Origin of the sequence: Flavitalea sp. (assembly GCF_035489435.1) — a bacterium.
Lineage (GTDB): Bacteria > Bacteroidota > Bacteroidia > Chitinophagales > Chitinophagaceae > DATHKG01.
Genome location: NZ_DATHKG010000184.1, coordinates 21,492 through 43,143, shown reverse-complemented (window position 1 = coordinate 43,143; position 21,652 = coordinate 21,492). Strand labels below are relative to the sequence as shown.

Annotated in this window: 16 protein-coding genes; 7 read left to right on the top strand and 9 right to left on the bottom strand. The window is 41.2% G+C overall.

Annotation, left to right across the window (positions count from 1 at the left end; genetic code table 11):
* Window positions 1–290: 290 nt before the first annotated feature.
* Both VK664_RS29545 and VK664_RS29540 read left to right on the top strand, forming a co-directional pair.
* Entirely contained in the window at window positions 291–3,476 is a 3,186-nt protein-coding gene (locus VK664_RS29545) for a SusC/RagA family TonB-linked outer membrane protein (RefSeq protein ID WP_461402351.1), read from the top strand.
* A 19-nt stretch (window positions 3,477–3,495) separates the two neighbouring features.
* Entirely contained in the window at window positions 3,496–5,139 is a 1,644-nt protein-coding gene (locus tag VK664_RS29540) for a RagB/SusD family nutrient uptake outer membrane protein (protein WP_461402349.1), read from the top strand.
* 246 nt (window positions 5,140–5,385) lie between these two features.
* Here VK664_RS29540 and VK664_RS29535 read toward each other — a convergent pair whose 3' ends face one another.
* The 5 genes from VK664_RS29535 to VK664_RS29515 form a co-directional block, all read right to left on the bottom strand.
* Window positions 5,386–5,850, bottom strand: coding sequence for an ORF6N domain-containing protein (locus VK664_RS29535; protein WP_461402348.1), 465 nt, complete (start codon window positions 5,848–5,850; stop codon window positions 5,386–5,388).
* A complete protein-coding gene (locus tag VK664_RS29530) occupies window positions 5,850–6,038 on the bottom strand; it encodes a hypothetical protein (protein ID WP_461402347.1) in 189 nt (62 codons plus the stop codon). The genes VK664_RS29535 and VK664_RS29530 overlap by 1 nt, the downstream gene beginning before the upstream one ends.
* Window positions 6,039–6,186: 148 nt before the next feature.
* Entirely contained in the window at window positions 6,187–7,230 is a 1,044-nt protein-coding gene (locus VK664_RS29525; protein WP_461402346.1) for an ABC transporter permease, read from the bottom strand.
* The gene (locus VK664_RS29520) at window positions 7,227–8,354 is read right to left on the bottom strand and encodes a BT_3928 family protein (protein ID WP_461402345.1); all 1,128 of its coding nucleotides are present in this window, start codon (window positions 8,352–8,354) and stop codon (window positions 7,227–7,229) included. Before VK664_RS29520 ends, VK664_RS29525 begins: the two co-directional genes overlap by 4 nt.
* Window positions 8,355–8,415: 61 nt before the next feature.
* Entirely contained in the window at window positions 8,416–8,964 is a 549-nt protein-coding gene (locus VK664_RS29515; protein ID WP_461402344.1) for a DUF1599 domain-containing protein, read from the bottom strand.
* Between the two features lie 71 nt (window positions 8,965–9,035).
* On the opposite strand from VK664_RS29515, the gene folP reads away from it, so the two are divergent.
* Window positions 9,036–9,875 (top strand): dihydropteroate synthase, encoded by an 840-nt coding sequence (gene folP, locus VK664_RS29510; protein ID WP_461402343.1) that lies wholly within the window; start codon window positions 9,036–9,038, stop codon window positions 9,873–9,875.
* A gap of 151 nt (window positions 9,876–10,026) precedes the next feature.
* On the opposite strand, the gene VK664_RS29505 is transcribed toward folP, so the two are convergent.
* Together VK664_RS29505 and VK664_RS29500 are read right to left on the bottom strand one after the other, a co-directional pair.
* Window positions 10,027–10,986 (bottom strand): FKBP-type peptidyl-prolyl cis-trans isomerase, encoded by a 960-nt coding sequence (locus VK664_RS29505; RefSeq protein ID WP_461402342.1) that lies wholly within the window; start codon window positions 10,984–10,986, stop codon window positions 10,027–10,029.
* Between the two features lie 6 nt (window positions 10,987–10,992).
* The gene (locus tag VK664_RS29500) at window positions 10,993–12,081 is read right to left on the bottom strand and encodes a DHH family phosphoesterase (protein WP_461402340.1); all 1,089 of its coding nucleotides are present in this window, start codon (window positions 12,079–12,081) and stop codon (window positions 10,993–10,995) included.
* A gap of 94 nt (window positions 12,082–12,175) precedes the next feature.
* On the opposite strand from VK664_RS29500, the gene VK664_RS29495 reads away from it, so the two are divergent.
* Entirely contained in the window at window positions 12,176–12,592 is a 417-nt protein-coding gene (locus tag VK664_RS29495; protein ID WP_461402339.1) for a nucleoside-diphosphate kinase, read from the top strand.
* Between the two features lie 175 nt (window positions 12,593–12,767).
* On the opposite strand, the gene VK664_RS29490 is transcribed toward VK664_RS29495, so the two are convergent.
* Window positions 12,768–13,691 carry a TraB/GumN family protein gene (locus VK664_RS29490; protein ID WP_461402338.1) on the bottom strand — a complete coding sequence of 308 codons (924 nt, stop codon included), beginning with the start codon at window positions 13,689–13,691 and terminating at the stop codon, window positions 12,768–12,770.
* Window positions 13,692–13,827: 136 nt separating this feature from the next.
* Between VK664_RS29490 and VK664_RS29485 the strand changes: the two genes are divergently transcribed.
* From VK664_RS29485 to VK664_RS29475, 3 genes are read left to right on the top strand one after another with little or no spacing between them, the layout of a single operon-like run.
* On the top strand, window positions 13,828–15,777 hold the full coding sequence (locus tag VK664_RS29485; protein ID WP_461402337.1) for a DUF3857 domain-containing protein: 1,950 nt from the start codon (window positions 13,828–13,830) through the stop codon (window positions 15,775–15,777).
* Window positions 15,778–15,814: 37 nt separating this feature from the next.
* Window positions 15,815–17,728: a DUF3857 domain-containing protein gene (locus VK664_RS29480; protein WP_461402336.1), complete on the top strand. Its 1,914-nt coding sequence runs from the start codon at window positions 15,815–15,817 to the stop codon at window positions 17,726–17,728.
* 9 nt (window positions 17,729–17,737) lie between these two features.
* Entirely contained in the window at window positions 17,738–19,687 is a 1,950-nt protein-coding gene (locus VK664_RS29475) for a DUF3857 domain-containing protein (RefSeq protein WP_461402335.1), read from the top strand.
* Here the strand turns inward: VK664_RS29475 and VK664_RS29470 are convergent.
* Window positions 19,647–21,563, bottom strand: coding sequence for a menaquinone biosynthesis decarboxylase (locus VK664_RS29470; protein ID WP_461402334.1), 1,917 nt, complete (start codon window positions 21,561–21,563; stop codon window positions 19,647–19,649). The two genes, VK664_RS29475 and VK664_RS29470, sit on opposite strands and share 41 nt — an antisense overlap.
* Window positions 21,564–21,652 lie beyond the last annotated feature (89 nt).

Below are 21,652 nucleotides of genomic sequence, written 5' to 3'. Positions count from 1 at the left end.
ACCCTAACAAAGCTGATCAGGGCAAAAAAGCCGATCGGAGACAACAGCATAGAGCGGCATGAGCAAAGGTATTAACCACGGGACACAGCCGCAAAAAGGCACAATCCCGCTCCCAACGGTGCGAAGAAGCGACCAAAAACTCTTGCATAATCATCCCATCAAGAATAATCAGAATCAATTATCATATAACTAATGTAAATATGTGTATTATTTTCGTTGTAATCTTTAAAATATATCGTCGAACTTAGAAATAATTCACATATTTTTAAACTACAACTAAACTAACGCACATGAGAAAAGCATTCCTTCCCTTACTTCTATTTCTATGCCTATCCACGATCGCTCTTGCCCAGGCGGGCAAAATCAGCGGATCTGTAAAGGATTCCAAAACCGGCGTTCCCCTGGTTGGCGTAACAGTAAAAGTCTCAGGCGGAAAAGCCACCATGACCTCAACAGACGGTTCATTCAGCATCGACAGCAAAACTCCGGAGGTTACCATTGAGTTTTCTTCTATTGGCTACACTTCAAAAACCCAGAAAGCAAAAGTTGGCGAACCGGTCGCAGCAGATCTTGATTACGACTCCAAGTCGCTCAGCGAGGTAGTAGTTACCGGTGTAGGGGTAGCGACAAGCAAGAAAAAACTGGCCATTTCTGTAGAATCGGTCACCGCAGACAAATTGCCGGCCGCTCCAACAGCTTCTGTTGACCAGGCCCTGATCGGTAAAATTCCAGGCGCACAAATCAGTACTACAAATGGATCTCCGGGTGCAAAAACAAATATCCTGCTTAGAGGGATAAACACTATAAACCGCGGCACCTCCCCTATGATCATGCTCGACGGCCTCGAAGTCAGGGCCACAGATATCAATGGACTTGATCTGAATTCGGTCGAACGAATTGAGGTGGTTCAGGGTGCAGCTGCGGCCACCATTTATGGAGCCCAGGGCGCAAACGGAGTTATCCAGCTGTTCTCCAAAAAAGGAAAAATGGGCAAAATAAACATTGATGTTTCTTCCAGCGTTTCCAGCAATACCATTATAAACTCAGGAAATGTAAGCAAATCCAATCGTCATCCATTCACAACAAATGCAGCGGGAGAAGTAATCGGAAGTTCAGGCAACCTGATTACGCTTGATCCTGCTTTAAGTTTATACAGGGAAAATGTGCAGGTAAACCTGGTAGATGTCAATACTTTTTCAAACAAGCCTTATGACAAAAATCTGCAGTACTACGATCATTACGATTTGTTTCTTAAAGAAGCTTATACCACCAATAACGCCATTGCGATTTCAGGAGCACGCGAAAAAATCGATTTCAGCTTCTCCGTTTCAGACAACAGACAGACCAGCAATTTTGAAAATAATGGCAAGTATTCCCGCTCAAACCTGATGAACAATATCGGGATTGAGTTGGCAAAGGGACTAAAGTTCCGCAGCATCACTCAACTGGTATATACCAAGAATACATTGAATGATGCAACGGGAAGAAGTGTATTTTATGCGTTGAACAACTCCAGGCCATTTGCTGATTATAATTACAAGATGCCGGATGGCAGTTATGGATATTATTTTGGAGATGCCACAGGCGTTAACGGATATAACCCAAATTACCGGAACGCTTATTCCAGCAATCTTGATAACAAGATTGACATTGTTCAAAGCTTCAACCTGAATTACAAACCTGTTAAGTTTGTTGACCTTGATGTTAAATACGGCCTTAATTACCAGACCCAGGATATTACCTATGATGTGTTGCCACAGGATGTAAACGCTAACTCAGTATTTCAACGACGTTTCTGGTCAGGCAATTATTACAGCAGCACTAATCCCGGGCAGACAGGGTCGATTGATAATTACAGAAACCGCACCACCTTTCAAAACTTTCTTAGTACTGCAACCTTCGTTACAGATTTTGAAAATGATTTCAACATGAATATCCCGATCAAAACCACAACACAGGTTGCTTTTGATTATCGCGAAAATGTTTTCAAACAATACATCACTTATGGTGGAGATGCTCCACAGTATACTCCATATACCGCCAGCCAGATGGTGAACTACCGGATACAATCCGGCTATACCGAACCTTTTGTTACTTATGGCTATCTGCTTAATCAACGTTTTGAATACGGTGATATCGGTGGTATATCAGGAGGCTTCCGTAGTGACTACTCGTCTGCATTTGGTGGTGGGTCCAAACCTTTCACATTTCCAAGAGGAGATGCTTATCTCAGGCTTTCTTCCATCAATTTCTGGAAAGACGGAAAGCTTGGTAATGCAATCCCTGAATTCAAACTACGCGCTGCTTATGGTGAAGCAGGTATTCAACCAAAACCATTCGATAGATATGTTGTATTGAGTACCGCAAACTTTGGTAATGGTATTGCATTTTCTTATCCAACAAATAGTCCCAACCCCGACCTCGAGGTGGAAGTATCTAAAGAACTGGAAGTCGGAACAGATTTCAGTATAAAAGCTTTTAAAGGAAACTGGCTCAGCTCTATCAATATTTCGGCTACTTACTGGGATAGAAAAACAGCAAACGCAATCTACAATGTGGATGCCGCACCAAGCACCGGAACAGGCACGGTAAGAGATAACGCATTCGGTCTTGCTTCTTCAGGTTTCCAGGCTTCATTAAATGCTGTAATGTTTACAGGCAAAGATCTTAACTGGGGCTTTACAACAAACTTCAGCAAACAAAGTTCTAAGATCACTTCAGTGTTAGGAGGTACTCCGATCGTGGTGCTTTCAAATGCCGGAAGCAGCAACTACATTTTAAGGGCCGGCGAAAAAATCGGGCAATTATATGGTTATCTCCTGATTAACCAGGTTGATCAGCTTGATGTTAATGGAGAACCTTTTATACCTAAAACCCAGCAGGGAAATTATGTTGTAGCCAGCAATGGTTATGTCGTTGATAAAGCCACCAAGCAACCTTATGTTTCAACCGGCAAATATAGTTTCGGAGATCCAAACCCGAAGTTCAACATATCATTCATCAATGACCTTTCATTTAAAAGTTATCTGAGCTTTTCAATGCAATGGGATTGGGTATATGGATCTCATCTTTATAATCAAACAAAAGGATGGATGTATCGTGATGGCATTCACAGTGATTATGCAATTCCTGTTGAGATCGATGGTAAGACCGAAGCTTATACCGCATTCTACCGCGGGGTTTATGCTCAAAGAGAAGCAAACGGTACAAAAAATTATTTCTATGAGGACGCTTCTTTCATAAGATTAAGAAATATTTCAGTGGCTTTTGACTTCGCAAAATTCTTCAAAGTACCCGGTTTTCAAAGACTTCAATTGGTGCTATCCGGAAGAAACCTGGTCACTGTTACTGATTATACGGGCTTTGATCCTGAAATCAGTTCAGGTACAAGCAACTCTGCTTTTGATCGTGGTGTTGACCACAATACGATTCCAAACCTGAAGACCTACCAGGTGGGACTGAACATTGGATTATAAAATCAAAACTTGTAGCAAAATGAAAAAGATAAGACTAATCATATATTCAACTTTACTTCTTGGCAGCATGATGACTTCCTGCAAGAAGCAACTAGAAGTAAGAAACCCTAACCAGCCAACACCGGAAAGTGCAACTACTGAATTGGGTGTGATATCACTGGCGCAGGGAAGCATATACCGTAATGGCTTCGTTAGCCTCAAATATTCAGATGGTATTTATGGTTTCTTCTGGTCCGGTGCCATTGGTTTTCATGAAATGATGGGTGATGCAATTCAAGCGGAAGCAGCCAACGGTTTCATAAACCAGATCGGTGCTCCGGACAAGGTGACACTTGATAACGGATCTGTAATTCTAAACCCCAATGCACCAAATACCCAACTTGCATTATTAAGACTGATAAATACAAATGCAAACCAGGGAGCAAATACCTTGTTTTATGAATGGGCTTATATGTATGCATTGATAAACGGGGCAAACTCTGTTATGGATATTTCGGCGGAAGCGGAATTTCCTTCTGATGCTGAAACGAAAAAAGCGACCTTAAAAGCATGGTCGCTTTATTGGAAAGGTTTTGCTTATGCCCGTTTGGGATCGATATATTATGCAGGCCTGATAAACGATGTAGCAGGCGAAACCAATAACAAATATGTAACGAAGGAAGCACTAATAGCGGAATCAAACAAAAATCTTGATGCCGCCGCCGCAGTGCTGTCTACTTTGCCAAATGTTGCTGCCTACACTGACATGATGAGTAAAATCATCCCTTCATTCAACCAGGTTGGTAAAGGCGGAGTTCCTACTCCTGATATGTGGAAACGCAACATCAATACATTGAAGGCAAGGAATATTCTTGTAAATACCCCGGCTGCTGCTATGGCACCAGCGCAATGGGCAAGCATACTCGCACTTACAACAGATGGAATCAGGACCGCCGATAAAGTGTTTACCGGCCGTTCAAACGCAACGGGTGATTTTCTTTCTGCAGCAAGCGGTACTGTGGCTTCAAAAGTTCAGGCTACATCTGCGGGTGGTAATACTTATAAATTGAGTGAACGTTTTGTACAGGAATTCAAAACCGGTGATAAAAGATTTGCCAATAACATCAAGCTTACAACAACCTGGATCGGAAACTCTGATCGTGGTCATGTGTTCAATACAAGATATACCCTTGTAAATGGCGGTGCAGGTTTAGCGGGTGTGATCGTATACGCAAACACTGCCCCCGGTGGTGAAGAACTTTTCATGGCTGGTAACTATGAAGAAAACGAATTAATGAAAGCCGAGGCATTGATCAACACAAGCAAAATCAATGAAGGTCTTGCCATTATTGACGCAGTACGTACCTACCAGGGAGCTGGCCTGGCTGCTATAAGCGGTACAGGTTTATCATTGACCCAGGCAAAAGAAGAATTGCGTCGTGAAAGAAGAGTTGCCTTTCCATTCATCGGGCTATCATTTTATGATGCGAGAAGATTTGGAATCATCAATCCGATTGCACAAGGCGGTGGCAGAAAAGGTGCAGTAGTTATCTCAGGCTCTGGTGCCATTAACTCCAATGCAACCATTGAATACAATTATCTTGATTACTGGGATGTACCGGACAATGAGGTTGTTTATAACCCACCTGGTGAAGGAAGTGCCCCGATAAAAAATCCGAAATAATTAAATCTGATTAGAAGTAGATAATAGCCTATTGGGGCCCAACATCAAATAAACCGGGAATTTCATTATCATCATAGCAAGAGAAGATTCGGAAAACGAATTATTCTCTTGCTTTTTTTAAAAGAAGAAAACGGATGAATTCCCTAACAACAAAGTTATATTTGATTTACTTTCTAATTCTTACAAGACTTTATTTTGTGACTCACCGAATGTATCACCGGCTAAAAAGATGTTCACAAAAGCCAACTACGCATCTTCATCTTTCCTGCGGAACCCTATTCGTGTTCTATTTTGTTGCTCAGGTGAGGTAAGTAGTTGCTTAAGGTAATCAAAGATAATCCGGATATCACCCTTATGCTGTAATGTCTGTTGCTCCAGTTGTTCAAGCTTTAATAATACATCTTTGTAACTGAGCAAAGCTTCCCGCATCTGATTAAAAACCCGAATGATTTGTATGTTCACTTCTATTGCTTTGTCGCTATTTAATACACTGGCTAACATAACAGCCCCATGCTCGGTAAAAGCATAAGGCAGGTTAGGTGAGTATTTCAAAGTGCTTAGGTGGTCGCAAATTGCGACCACCTCATCTTTTTCATCTTGCGTTAACTGGAACATAAAATCCTTTGGAAAACGCTTATTATTACGTTTTACCTGTTCATTTAATCGCTTGGTAGTTACATTATATAAACCAGCGAGGTCCTTATCGATCATCACTTTCTTTCCCCTGATCCAGCCTTAAAACGATCACTGATCTCAATTTCGACAATATGACTAGACAGTAATTTGTCAACATTATCTTTTGATTCATTTAATGGAATCTGCAATAGAGTATTTTGAAGTTCTGTAAGAGATACCTTTTTCATTCCTTCTTGCCACCCTTGCATAATAATCTTTGCCATCTTTGTCAACTTTAATGGTTTAAGTAGCAGGAACTTTTCCTTACATCATCTCTGCTTCAAGCGTTCAATCTTAATTAATAAATATTTAGATATCGGGTTTCTGAATCACAAGAGAAAAACTTAAAACGAATGCGGATTAAGTATAAATTTATAACCGAATCCTTGGATCCGCCAGACCATAAAGGAAATCTGCGAGGATACCAATAAGGATAAAAAGAAACGAGGTGATCAGCACAGAACCCATCACTACCGGGAAATCAAGTTTCTCCAATGCATCTACGGTTATCTTTCCAATACCCTTCCAGCCGAAGATATACTCTACAAAAAAAGCACCGGCCAGCAATTCTGCAAACCATCCGGTAATTGCGGTAATGACAGGATTGAGTGCATTTCTCAAAGCATGCTTCCAGACAATAACGGTAGGGCTCAATCCCTTCGCATAGGCCGTTCTTATATAATCCTGGTTAAGCACATCAAGCATAGAACTTCTTGTAAGCTGTGTGATAATTGCCAGTGGACGGATGCCGAGTGTCAGCGCCGGGAGTATGAGGTTTCGGAGCTCAGGTGTACGGCCTGTAAATGGATCTGTTTCAAATAAACTGCCAGTCATACGCAGGCCAGTATAATCACTAAGCACAAATCCAAAAAGATAGGCGATTACTATACCCATAAAAAAAGATGGTGCAGAGATACCAAGTATACTGGTGAAGATGGCTGAAGTATCCAGCCCGGTATCTTTTTTTACAGCCGCTAGTACACCAAGCGGAATACCTATAATTATAGCAATGATAATAGCTGCCAGCGCCAGCAACATCGTTCCGGGCAATGCCTCCATCAATACATCCCAAACAGCCCGTTTAGATTGATAGGATCTTCCGAGGTACGGCACTTTAATAGCGAACGTATTTTCACCTCCAATAAAAACTCCTTTTAAATCTTTTGATGCGATGTCTTTCCTGGAGTGAATGCTTATTGGCGAAATATCACGCAGATAAAATCCAAACTGTTTCATCAGCGGCTGATCCAGGTACAACTCTTTACGGATATTCTGGATAGTTAATGAGTCTCCGCTTTGACCCATGGTCAGTCTTGCCGGGTCACCAAAACCCTGGAACAGAAGAAACACCAGCATGATCACGCCAAACATGACGAGTAATCCATAGAACAATTTCCTGGTAAGATAACTGATCAAGGTACCGGTAGTTGCTGTATTTGAAGTAGGGCCCTGTCGAGGTCTGCATAGCTCCACTTATCAATAATCACCCCTTTCTTTACAAGATAAAGAGTTGGATTTGCCCTTGCAGCTGTTTTAATTGCCGTAGCATCACATAATAAGGGTGTGAATACGGTGAATGCCTGTGGCGGATCGATGGTAAGGGTTTCTATAGCGATGTTTGTAACGAGGAAACCTTCTATTTTTTTCCTGGATGCTACTGCTGCAACAGATTCCAGTACACCAGTCCAGCTACCTTTCTTATAACCATTTTGTACAAATAATAACAGGCTATAACCGTCCTTGTCAAGGATAGCCTGGGTTGTATCATTACCATAAACAGTCTGAAGTGTGAAATCCTTTATTGCAGTTTCCGCATTTCCTTTTCGGATCAGCTTATCATAACGTTTTACAAATTTATAACGGGCCTCATCAAAGTCCTCAGGGAACTTATCTGCTGTAAACTCCATATCCTTACCATCTACCTTGTATACAAAAGTGATGACCGTACTGTCTGGAATAGCACCAGGAGGAACCTTCATCTTTTCTGTTATGTTGTTTCCTTTTTTATAAGGCAAACAATCAACAACCGGCAGATGCATAAGCACATACCACTGAAAAGCAAAAGAAAATATGCCGGCAAAAAATAAAACAACTACAGAATTGCGGCTATTCAATAACGGTACTACCCTGGCTCTGAATGCGAATATGAAACTGATTAAAAGCAATAGCAATAGATCTTTCAAAAATGATTGCATCGCAGACAAGGGTATACAATCGCCAAAACAACCACATTCTTTTATCTTGCCGGAGAACACGGCATAACCGGTCAAAAAAGTGAAAAAGACAATAAGCAAAAGCAGCATCCAGCTGAATAATTTCATTTTCCAGCCAAGTAAGACTGCTACCCCGGCTATGATTTCAAAAGCAATCATAATGATGGAGAAAGCGAGTGTCATCGAATTTAGTCCGTGCCATCTCCAGACCTCGAAAAACTCATCCATCTTATAGCTTAATCCAAGCGGATCATTTGCTTTTACAAGCCCGGAAAAAATAAAGAGCACACCTACTATAACTCTGAAAATATTTAAAAGGGTCTTCATTCGTTCATTTTTAATTTTATTTGGCCTGATACGATGCAAATTGCAACGCAAGGAAGCAAGATCATCTTGTGAATAAATCCGGCGCTGAAAGTATAAGCGCAAAAACAGCATAATTTATTATGTCGACAAAATTTGAGTCAATGCCTTCGCTGATGATGGTTTTTCCATCATTGGCCAGGATCTGGCGAACCCGCAACAATTTCATCAGGATGAGGTCAACAAAACTCTGGAGGCTCATGTTTCGCCAAGCCTCCCCATAGTCGTGATTTTTATCCTCCATTATTTTTCTTGCAATGGCCGCATGCTCATCATATAACTTTGTAGCAGTTGCCAACGGCAGATCTTCCACCTTATCGGGAAGTGAAAGTTGGATTAAACCAATTATGCCATAGTTTACCATGGCCATGAACTCACCATGGATATCTTCATTGATTTTTTGCACGCCTTTCTCCTGGATCGTTCTAATCCGCAGTGCTTTGATATAGAGTTGATCAGTGATCGAGATCTGGCGCAATACCCGCCAGGAGGTACCATAATCTTTGGTTTTTTTTATGAAAATATCGCGGCAGTGATCTATGACTTCGTCGTATTGTGAATTTGTGTTGCTCATTTATTTTATATCCGGGTAATCGAATTAAATTAGTCAATTTTAAGGGCCAAATGTAAAGATTCAAGCGCAATATGTTTACACTGAATTGTAAGGGGAAGTTATTCCGGTTCGACCGGCCTGTAATTATGGGAATTCTTAATACCACTCCTGATTCATTTTATGAGGGTAGCCGGTTTATCGGTGAAAATGGAATTCTGCAACAGGCCGAAAAAATGAAGACGGAAGGCGCTATTATTTTGGATATCGGTGGTCAGAGTACACGTCCCGGAAGTGAACGTATCGGGGCAGCCGAAGAAATAACCAGGGTAATCAGTGCAATAGAATCGATTCATTATAATTTTCCTGACCTGATCATATCCATTGATACTTATTATGCAAGTGTTGCAAAAGCTGCTGTCGAAGCTGGTGCTTCAGTAGTAAACGATATCAGTGGCGGCATGTTTGACAAAGAAATGGTAAGCACGGTTGCGACGTTAAAAGTGCCGTTTGTATGTACCCATGCACCGGGAGCAGCTGAATCCATGCATGAGAACCACGGTTACCTTAACGTTACATTAGACGTGCTCGACTTTCTTATCAGGCAGACCAATGTTTGCCGCCTGGCCGGGATCAATGATGTTATCATCGATCCTGGTATTGGCTTCGGGAAAAACACAGAACAAAATTTTGAGATTGTCCAAAACCTTGAAAAATTTGCCGTGATTAACAAGCCCCTGCTGCTTGGATTATCAAGGAAAGGTTCCATTTACCGAACTCTTGGTACAACGGCTGAACATGCGGTTAACGGTACGACAATATTAAATACTGTTGGCTTATTAAAAGGCGCAGCTATACTAAGAGTGCATGATGTAAAAGAAGCTTTTGAGGCAATTGTGCTTACTGAAAAACTAAAAGAACCGGCAAAAAATTGAGTATAATATAGAATGGAGTGTAATAAAACAAAGAACATCATTACCGGATAAAATGAAATTCAAAAGATCAGGCAAGGCTGTTAAAACAAAAGCCGGAACAACAATGTTCCGGCCTTTTGTATTTTAAGAATTTAGCTTTTAGAGAATACTATTAACGGCCCGGAGGTCTGCCATTTTCTGGTTGTTTAGGAAGATCCTTCACATCTAACACCTCGATATAAAATACGAGGTTATCATGTGGTTTGAGCGGTCCGCCCGGTCTTGGGTTAGCTCCATATCCAAGTGGAGAAGGTACATAAAGCATACCCTTGCCGCCTTTCCTGAATTTCTGAATTCCTTCAAGCATTCCGACTACAGCTCCCTGTGAACCTGAAAGAAATTCAAATGGATCCATTGGATGTGGCTGGAACTGTTTTGTACTGTCGATATTCGAATCAAAATAATCTCCGTTCAATACCTGGCCGGTATACTTAACACTTACAACTTTACCCGAATCAGCCATTGGACCATCGCCCTGAGACAGGATCTCCACATATGTTCCCTGCCCGGTTTTTACTGCGTTGATCTTTTTGTTTGCGAGATAGGCCTCGATCGTTGAAATGTCTTTTGCAAGCTGTACGACTTCTTTTTTCTTCAACACTTCCTGGTATGCCTGTTCTGAAGTTTCGCGGTCCTTATTGGTCGCTTCTTCGCTCATCACATCTATAACTTTGATACCAATAACAATCTTGTCTGATTTAGTCATGAAAGGTGGCAACTGGCCACCCTGGCGCAGCAGGCTATCACCTTCAAGTATGATTTGCGCACTGTCACCTTTTCTAAGCATCATAAACACTTCTGAAGGATTATAGCTTGGTGGCAAACTGTCTACAGGAAGATAAACCGGGATTGCATCATAAGATGTCGCAAGCAGGGAATCTTTTGTACCCTTACGAACGTTCTGAACAACATGTATTTTCAAAAACTGTCCTTTTTGAGCAGTAATACCTTTGCCGTCGGAAATGATCTTGTATAAGACTCCGCTTTTTGTTTTCTTAAACCCTCCGCCCGAACACGCTGCTAATAATAGCACTGCCAGACTGCATAAAATAATAGACGCTGTTTTTTTCATTATGTTTTATTGTAGTTGTGATGCATTTTCCTTCATTGCTTCTTTGAAGCGCAGAACTGTTTTTTCAAGGGTATCGCTGCTTCGGCCACCGGAGGCATTAAAATGCCCGCCTCCTTCGAAGTATTTACGGGCAAAGGTATTAACATCAAAATCACCTTTACTCCTAAAACTCCACTTTCGCTCTTCGTCGCGGTCAATAACCAATGCCGCCATTTTTATGCCCATTATACTCAATGGATAATTTACTAACCCTTCAGAATCGCCTGTTTTGATCTCATATCTTAACAGGTCCTTTTTCGGGATAGAAATTATGGCAGTATTGTATTCATAGAAAACTTCCATTCGGTTTAACAGTACATGCCCGATAAAACGAAGCCTGTTTTCATGGTAACTATCATAAATATTTTCATGAACCTTAGTGTGTTCGAGCCCTTTGTCTTTCAGATCAGCTACCATGCGGTGTACGGAAGCTGCGGCTGCCGGAAAGCGGAAAGAACCTGTATCGGCCATTACTCCGGCATATAGACATTCCGCCATATCCTGTGTAATCCGCTGCCCGTTTCCCGACTCAACAATAAAATCATAAACCATTTCACAGGTCGAGCTTTTGGCGGTACTACTGATCCCATAAGCAAATTTGTCTACCTCTGGTTGCTGGTGATGATCGATTAAAATACGGGTTCCTTGAAAATGTTCTATACGGGAGGCCAGGTTTTTTGTCCTGGAAAGAGTGTTGAAATCAAGACAGAAGAGCCAGTCTGCGTCAGCGATAATTTGTTCAGATCTTTCCTTATTCAACTCAAAATCAACGACTTTACTGCATTCGGGCATCCAGTTCAACCATTTCGCCCAGTTTGTGGGAGAAATGACGGTTACTTCGTGCCGGAAAGAAACCAGGAAATGATAAAGTCCCAAAGCTGAGCCCATTGCATCCGCATCTGGCTTCTGGTGCATGGTGATCACGATCTTTCGTGGTTCCGACAGTAACGGATATAATTCCCTGATTGGTTTCATCCAGTCATAATTGTTTTCATTTGTTGGATGGAACGCCCGGTGATCCTTTCTGATGGTCAACTGCCTACATGGGCGTTTCATATAAAAACGGGGGCAAAGGTGCATAATTCTGCTTCATCGGCCAATTATAGTTATTAAGTTTTTCTACCTTTGCGACCAAAAATTATCACAATTTATGAGTAATCGCACGTTTACGATGATCAAGCCAGACGCTATGAAGAACGGTCATGCAGGGGCTATTTTAGATAAAATTATCAAAGGAGGGTTCAGAATTGTAGCGCTGAAGCAAACAAAACTTACCAGCGAAAAAGCGGGCCAGTTCTATGAAGTGCACAAGGAGCGCCCTTTTTACGGGGAGTTGGTTGATTTTATGAGCAGTGGATTGATCATTGCCGCTATCCTGGAGAAAGAAAATGCCGTTTCAGATTTCCGCAAACTGATCGGTGCAACCAATCCAGCACAGGCTGAAGAAGGAACGATCCGTAAATTATATGCTACATCGCTGGGTGAAAATGCAGTTCATGGTAGTGACAGCGACGAAAATGCAAGGATAGAGGGAAGTTTTTTCTTCTCCGGACTTGAGCAGTTTTAATTTCCTGGAAAAAAAACTGATTAGACAAACTTCATAAGTTTCCGAAATCATAATTCCGTCCCGTCAGCATTGCAGGGCATTGTCTGGCAGGACGGAATTTTTATTAATTAAGACAAACAGACCTGATAAGTTCTTCTTTAATTAAGACAAACAGCCCTTATAAGTTATCTTTTATCTACAGATTTTTGAGTGGCTTTACCGAATAGCCGGCTTTCTTAAGCAGGTTGATAACGCCCTGGTCTCCTGGTAAATGACCCGCCCCTACTGCAAAAAGTGTCGTCCCCCCCTCTTTCATAATTCCCGGTATCTGGTCTACCCATCTCCTGTTACGATCATATAACATCAGATCCATATACTCATTCATTCCCACATCGCTTTGCTGCATAAGCTTATCCAGCTGGGTAAGATCCTGCATCAGGTAAACCTTCACCATCTGTTCGGTGATACCTTTATAATGATCTACACTGTCAATATAAGATACGAGATCTTTAGCCTGCTTTTGATAGGGAATACTATCAAAAATACTCGCCTGGAATTCGGTTGTTTCTAATCCCCTGATATTTTTTTTCAGCGGCTTTACTTCCTGCATAATCATGCCTTCCATCCCGTTGGTTTCCTTACAACTCATCAGTTGTTCGCCGATCAGGCTGGAAACGAAATAAGGTTTGAAACGATTCATCATTGAAAATGGCAGCTTGGATTTACTTTTTTCGAAATAACTTTTAACCCTTTCGTATTCTTCTTCGGTAAGCAAATCAGAGATTTTTGCGCCATCATTCATGCGCAGATATTTCACAGCACCCATCACTTCCTGCATATCATCCATATCTATTTCAAAATAGACCTGGTTACAATCTTTAATAACCTGTTTCATGTTAGGACTTAGCTTTGCGTCATTTGCACACAGTATATGCATGGTCCCAAAAAGGTAGGAAGGGCCGTCTAATCCCTTACCCGTAATCTCCCAGAGAAGTGTATTATTACTGGTACTTCTCACCATTGGTTTCCGGGCAGCGGGCTTTGTTGTAGACGTAGCAGACTGTGCAAAACCCAAAGTTGAAGCACCCAGGCAAAGCACCATTATTATACCTCTCTTCATGTACTGAATCACCATGTTTATTACATGTTTATTATTATTATCTAATATTTTAATAGAATAATTTTTCTTTTCGAAAAAAAAGATACTATAATTGTTCCCTCAACCCATTACTAAACCCTTAAGCCCTACCTTACCGATGAAATTAGTGCCCTTGCTTGCCACACTGGTATTGTATGCCAGCGTCAGCTATTCTCAGAAAAATAAAGATATTCCGGCTTTCGGCAAAATCGATAAGATGGAAACCGACCTAAAGGAATGTGAATTTGACAAAAACGCCGAAGCAGTTGTTTTGTTCGATGTTGGCAAGTTTACAACAAATTTTACTGGTGGTACGATTTTCTCTGAATTAGAGTGTCATGTCCGTATCAAAATATTAACAGATAAAGGACTTGAAAATGCAGATATAAAAATTCCTTATTATAGCTACAAGGGTGCGCAATCAATCCGGAACTTTTCTGCACAGACATACAACACAGACGCATCAGGGAATACGGTAATTTCGAAGGTTGAAAAAACAGCGATCTACGATAAAAAAATCAGTGCAAGAACCTCGCAGCAAATTTTCACTTTTCCGAACGTTAAGGCCGGCAGTATCATTGAATACAAATATGCTCTTCGCGGAAGGTGGCCCAAAAACTGGTTTTTTCAGAGAGATGTACCGGTGATGCATAGTCGTTACACTATTGAGGCCCCGGTAGAACTGGATGTTATTTCACAACAGTTTGGCATGTACGAGGTAGCGACGGAGCATACCATACGTGGAAACAGTAACGTTCATACTTATTCAGTAAGAAATCTTCCTGCATTCAGAGACGAACCATATATCACAGTAGACAACGATTATTTACAACGACTTGAAACTTCCATCATAGGAGTTACTGTGAATGGTATACGGCTAGACTTGCTGAAAACCTGGCCGAAGGTGATAAAAGAACTAATGGAGGATGAAGATTTTGGTGTTCAACTGAAAAGAAATATACCGAGAACAGCAGATCTTGACCTTGCTTTAAAACCGCTGACAACCGACTATGCGAAGATGCTCACGATTCACTCCTATGTGCGAAGAAACATGGAATATAATGGCACTACAAGTATCTGGGCGCTCGATGGTGTAAAGGCAGCATGGAAAGATAAAAAAGGAACCAGTGGTGAGATAAACCTGATCCTGGTAAATTTATTGAAGGAAGCAGGGCTAAATGCTCACCCGGTACTGGTAAGCACAAGAGAAAACGGCCGGGTTTCCACGAGTCTTCCAGGCGTTGACCAATTTGATAAAGTATTGGCCCATGTACGGATCGGCAGCAAGGTGTATGTATTGGACGGTACAGAAAAATTTACTGCTACCCGCCTGATACCCCTAAATGTTATGTATAGTGAAGGACTTGTGATAGAGAAAATTGACACCAACGAATGGGGTTGGGAAGTTTTGTGGGATAATGGGAATAAATTTAACACAGTTACCATATTTAAAGCAGCACTTACTGAAAAGGGAATTATAGAAGGCCAGGCTACCGTAACCAGTTTTGATTATTCAAGGGTGGAAAGAATGCCTATGCTGAAGCAGGGCAAGGATCAATTTGTGAAACATTATTTTGAAGCCAGGAATCCTGAATTCAAAATCGAAAACGTGGTTATCAATAATGAAGACAATGACTCCCTGCCACTTGTCCAGGAACTTAAATTTTCCCATCCTGTAAATGAATCAGGGAATTACCGCTATTTTTCTGCAAATATCTTCTCGGGCCTTGAGAAAAATCCTTTTATCAGCGAAGAGCGCTTTTCGGATGTATTCTTTGGTGCCAACCAGAGCTACTCTATTGTCGGAAACTTCGAAATTCCAAAAGGTTATGTTTTTGAGGAAATGCCGAAAAATATTCGGATGATCATGCCCGATACATCCATTACCATGTCAAGGTTTACGGCAGTAAAAGAAAATACCCTTACAACCAGGGTTACCCTCGAATTCAAAAAGCCTGTTTTTACACCCGAAGAATATCCGTATTTCATGGAGTTTTACAAAAAGCTTTTCGCAATACTTAATGAACAATATGTAATTAAAAAAATGGAAGGCGTAGTAAATAATTAACCATTTAAACCGTTTAGTATTTTATAACCCCCTGTTGATGAGAAAATTGATCGCTTCCCTCCTTGCGTGCCTGTTCGCGCTGTCTGTTTATGCCCAGGAATTTCCGGAGGCAACCGTTATCAAACCGGAGGAAATCCGGATGAAAGAATGTCCTTTCGATAAGGAGGCAGATGCCGTTGTGCTGATGCATGTAGCATATGCCGATCATGATGAGCAGTACCACTTAATCACAAACCACCGGGTAAGATTAAAAATTTTGAAAGAAAAAGGAATTAGCCATGCTGATATCCGCATCCCTTATTATTTGAAAGACAATTTTGAATCTGTCGAAGATGTCAAGGGCCGTATCTACAATGAAACCGACAACGGTACTCTGCAATTCCAGGAACTGGAAAAAAAATCCGTTTATAAAAAAACTATCAATAAATATTGGGGCGAGGTTGTTTTTACTTTTCCCGCCGTGAAGGTGGGAAGTATAATAGAATACACCTATAAAAGTACCATGGCAAGCTATGGTGGTCTTGAAGACTGGCAGTTTCAAAAGTCCATACCAGTTGTGGAAAGCCGGTATTCCGTTGTTATACTGCCGGAGTATGAGTTTGCATACAGGGTACAAAAAAGGGATGATTTGCCCGTCGAGATCAACCAGGAAAAAGGTACAGGCAAAATTTCCTTCGCCATGAAAAATATACCCGGTTTGCGGAATGAGCCTTATATGGATGCGCGGAAAGATTATCTCCAGATGGTTATATTCCAGTTGTCAGGTCAGAATGTTGGATATAAAAAAAAGTATATGACCACCTGGGAAGAAGTGATCAGGGAACTGAATTCAAATCCCAGCTTCGGCAACCAGGTCGGTAAATCGCTTGGTGGGTCAGATGAATTTCTAAAAGCAGTTAAGTTGGATCCTTCTCTCACCAGCAGGCTTACAAAAGTTTATAATTATGTGAGATCTAATATGGGCTGGAATGGAATTTACAGCAGGTATGCAAGTGATGGAATCAAACAAGCCTGGTCAAAAAAAACAGGTACCAGCGGTGAAATTAACCTGGCACTTGTGACATTGCTACGTGATGCGGGGATCGAATCATATCCTCTGCTGGTAAGTGAACGCGATCATGGAAAAGTAAATGCAGATTACCCTTTTATCGACCAATTTAATACGGTATATGCCTATGCAATAGCTGACGGAAAGAAGTTTTACCTGGATGGTACCGATAGATTTACTCCTTCTCATATTATACCTCATAGTATTCTGAACACTACAGCCCTGGTTGTTAACCGTAAAGCCGGGGGGCTGATTCAAATTAAGGATGAGCAATTTGAATACAGGGACTATGTTAATGTTACAGGGGCTCTTTCACTGGACGGCAAACTCAATGGAAACGTTTTTATCAGCAGTACCGATTATGCGCGTTCACAACGACTTTATTCCTATAAAAATAACAGCAAAAGTTATCTGAAAAGTTTCACCGGTGAAACAGGAAATATTGACATTGACAGTTTCAGCTTGGCAAACGAAGAAACCGACACGCTGCCCCTTCAACAAAAATTCAGTTTTTCATCTGCGGTAAATAGCACCGGGGATTACAGTTTTATTTCTACCACATTGTTTTCTGAACTGGATGGAAACCCGTTTTTAAGTAAAGTGCGTTTCAGCAATGTAAACTTTGGTTACAGGCAAACATTTTTCCTGAACAGTTATATCGGGATTCCTGATGGCGTTGTCATAGATGCATTGCCAAAATCAGTCAGGCTGGTTAATGAAGATAAGAGTATTGTTTTTTCAAGGACAGTTTTGTTCGATGATAAGGCGAGAAAACTGGTTTCAAGGGTCTCCGTGGAAATGAAAAAGAGTTTATATGGTACCGAAGAATACGGAGCGCTTCACGAATTTTATAAAAAAATGTACGAGTATCTTGGAGAACAGATAGTCATTAAAAAAAGCTAATCCCTTATCATGTCAAAAATTTTTATCACCGTTGCTATCGCTTTGTCTACGCTGGTATTCACAGCAAAATCTGGCTTTGGACAGGCAAACGATTTGGCGTCCGATAAAATACCAGATAGCCTGATGAAGGATGCTGTTGTAGTTACCCGCTACGAGAAAGAATTGTTTGAAGTTACAGATATCGGAAGAGCCAGTCATAAAGTTCACAGAATAGTAACGGTGTTAAATGAGCGCGGAAGCAGTGAACTTATATTTCAGCATTTTAGTGACAAGTTTGATAAACTTGTCGATTTTGATCTGAAAGTTTATGATGCTAACGGAAAATTTGTCATTAAATATAAGAAAAAAGATCTGTCTATGTTTAATTTCGGAGAAGGTCTTATAGATGACGGCATACATCATTATCTTGTCGTATCAGCTCCCTCATACCCTATTACAATTGAAACTGTTTATGAAGAAAGCTTTAAAGACCTGCTTCAATATCCGGGCTACTATTTTTCCCGCCCTTTCAAATCAGTAATAAATTCAACCTTTACGGCTATAGTTCCAAAAGAGAATGGGTTGAGGTATAAACCTCAAAATACAAACCTTCAGCCTGTGAAAACAGACGATGGCAAAAATATCACATATACCTGGTCGGCCAATAACCTTGTAGCTTTAAAATATGAGGATGGGGCTGTTGGTTCGCGTAAATCTTATCCAGCTATTCTACTAGCTCCAAATAAATTTAAAAAAGATCAGTATGAGGGTGATTTAAGTACCTGGAAAAGTTTTGGATTATGGTATGCTTCTGTTCTTGCCGGTACTGATGTTCTTAATGAACGCCAGACAGCATTTTACAAAACTCTTGTAAAGGATGCAACCAGTGACAGGGAAAAGATCAGGATAGTGTATCAATATATGCAGAATAATTTCCGCTACGTCAGTATTCAACTTGGCATCGGCGGAAACAAACCCTTGCCCGCTTCATTTACTGACGACAAAAAATACGGAGATTGTAAAGGTCTGAGTAATTATGTACATGCAGTCCTGAAAACGCTTGGAATTAAAAGTCACATGGTACTGATAAACAGGCAAGCTAATGATGAAAGTGAGGATCCTGATTTTTCAATAAACAGGTTTAACCACGCAATACTTTATGTTCCGGAAGGAAAAGATGGTATCTGGCTGGAATGCACCAGTAAAACATTACCATTCGGAATGCTCGACAACAGCACCCAGAATAAAAGCGCACTGGTGATTATGGATAATGGAGGTGTACTTATGGCAACTCCTAGCAGCCGGGCTGATGAGAATCTGTTCACTGTCAAAACAACCATTCAACTCGATGAGTCCGGAAGTGGTAATTGCTTCTCTAACATCCAGGCAACGGGGCTGTTTAAAGAAATCCTGCTGGAATATGTATCTGATAGAAAACGAGACGAACAGAAAGCTTTCCTGGTTCGCTATTATGGCTACAAACAACCAGACGATTTGATTATCACAAGGATTGCTGACCCTTATATTTACAAAACAAATATCGAGCTCGATATCGAAAAGGTTTCGGAATTCAGTGCCGGGTCAAAAATGTTCCTTGCAACACATATCTATAAATATTGGAACGAAAGAATGCCCGATAGCGAAAAGCGCCAGCGGGATTATTATTTCGAAGTGCCATTTATAAAAGCAGATACAACGATTTACAAACTCCCGGAAGGTTTTATTGTCGACCAGTTGCCTGCTGCCAAAAACTTTACTACTGAAGTAGCTCAATATAACTCATTCTATTCTTACAATGAGAGCGAGAAAGCTATTTACAGTATCACAAATCTTGAGTTAAAAAAACATAAAATTTCACCTGCTCAATACCATGCAACAAAAGAATTCTTTGACAAAGTATTAAAAGAAGAAAGCCAGCGAATTGTAATAAAAAAAGATCCTAACCAACCACAGCCTCCTGCCCGTAAAGCTGGCTTTTAAAACGGAGCGATGGTGAAGCAATGAATTTGCCTAAACCAAGTTTATCCCATTTTTCATCGACGGAGCTGATCGTTTTGTCATCGCTAACAATAATATTTGGCCAGTCGCGCTCAAACTGATCGAACTCTTTCGTTTTACGCGTTCCATCAAGACCGAGGCAGGCAGTCATTTTCCCATCTTCCTGGGTATATCCAACAACGTGATCACGTTTGGGATCGAGATTATTACAAAAACGCCAGAGCGCGGTTGTAAGATCATTGGCGTCGACTGTATGCTCCACATATAACACCATCTTGATCCAACGCATTTCTTCAAGTGAGGAAACCTGGTGGTGCAGTTCCCTGATATGGCCTGCCCTGTTTTTTTCTACAGAGATGATCAGGCATGGAATATCAATCAAAGGCAAAGAAACATTCACATCTTTAATTTCAGTATAATCAAGCAATGAAGACTTGATTTTATTGACATCGGCGATGCCGGTTTCGTGTCTCATGGTCCCTTCAATTTCCTCTTCATATTTCCGGGTACCATCAATCCCCATCTTACCCCCAAACCCAAGCTTTGAACAACTATGGTCGAGCACGTCCATCGGACCATTGTTATAGGTAATATCATTAACCACATCCAGGTTCTTAAATACTTCTACAGCCAATGACTGGTAATCCTGGATTTTTACATGTTGATCAGCAAGCACCAGGATCTTATTAAACATCATCTGCCCGGCACCCCACATCGCATTCATTACTTTTTGCCCCTGCCCGGCAAATGATTTATCAATCTGCGCAATCACCAGGTTATGAAATACTCCTTCCACCGGCATATCCATATCAATGATTTCCGGAACCATAGTCATTTTGATGGGCGCAAGGAAGATTCGCTCAGTCGCTTTACCCAGCCAGGCATCTTCCTGTGGCGGTATACCAACAATTGTTGCCGTGTAAACTGCATTTCTTTTATGTGTAATGGCAGTTATATGAAATCCTGGATACCAGTCAGGCAATGAGTAATAGCCTGTATGATCTCCAAATGGCCCTTCCCAGACCAATTCATCACCCGGATCTACATATCCTTCAATGATGAAATCCGCGTCTGCAGGCACTTCTACATCTTCCTGCGTGATGCATTTCACGAGTTCAACCTTTTTCTTACGAAGAAAACCAGCGAGCATATATTCATCTACATTTTCGGGCAATGGTGCTGTTGCCGAATATGCATAAACAGGATCCCCTCCGAGAGCAACTGCCACTGGCATTCTTTTACCCAGCTTTTTATATTCATTAAAATGTTTTGCACTAACCTTATGTTTATGCCAGTGCATGCCGGTTAATGTTGGCCCAAACACCTGCATCCGGTACATTCCCACATTCCTGGAATGAGTATTTGGATCTTTGGTATGGATGATAGGGAGTGTAACGAAAGGCCCGCCGTCTTTGGGCCAGCAAGTGATCACTGGTAGCTTCGTGATATCAGGCGAAGTCATAATAACTTCCTGGCACTCTCCCCTGCCCTTTTTAACCTTTGGCATCCACGATGCAAACTTGCTAAGTTGTGGAAGCATTTTTAATTTGTCGAGAATGCTTTCTTTTGGGGAAGCAAGCATTTTAAAGAGGCTTTCTATTTCTTTGGCAACATCATCGAGGTGATTAACGCCAAGTGCGAGACACATTCTTCTTTCACTCCCATAAGCATTCATCAGAACCGGGAATTCGTAACCGGTATTTTCAAACAACAATGCCTTACCGCCACCTGGAAGTTTACTGACACGGTCAGTGATCTCAGAAATCTCCAGCACGGGATCAACATATGTTTTTATTCTAACGAGTTCTCCCGCCTGTTCCAGGGTGTCAATAAAATGCTGCTGATTTTTAAAAGCCATTTTTTTATCCGTTAATCCGCAAAGTTCATCAATAAACCGTTACGATTCACTGTTAAAGTCGTTTGGAGTTCACAGAACGAAAAAATAAA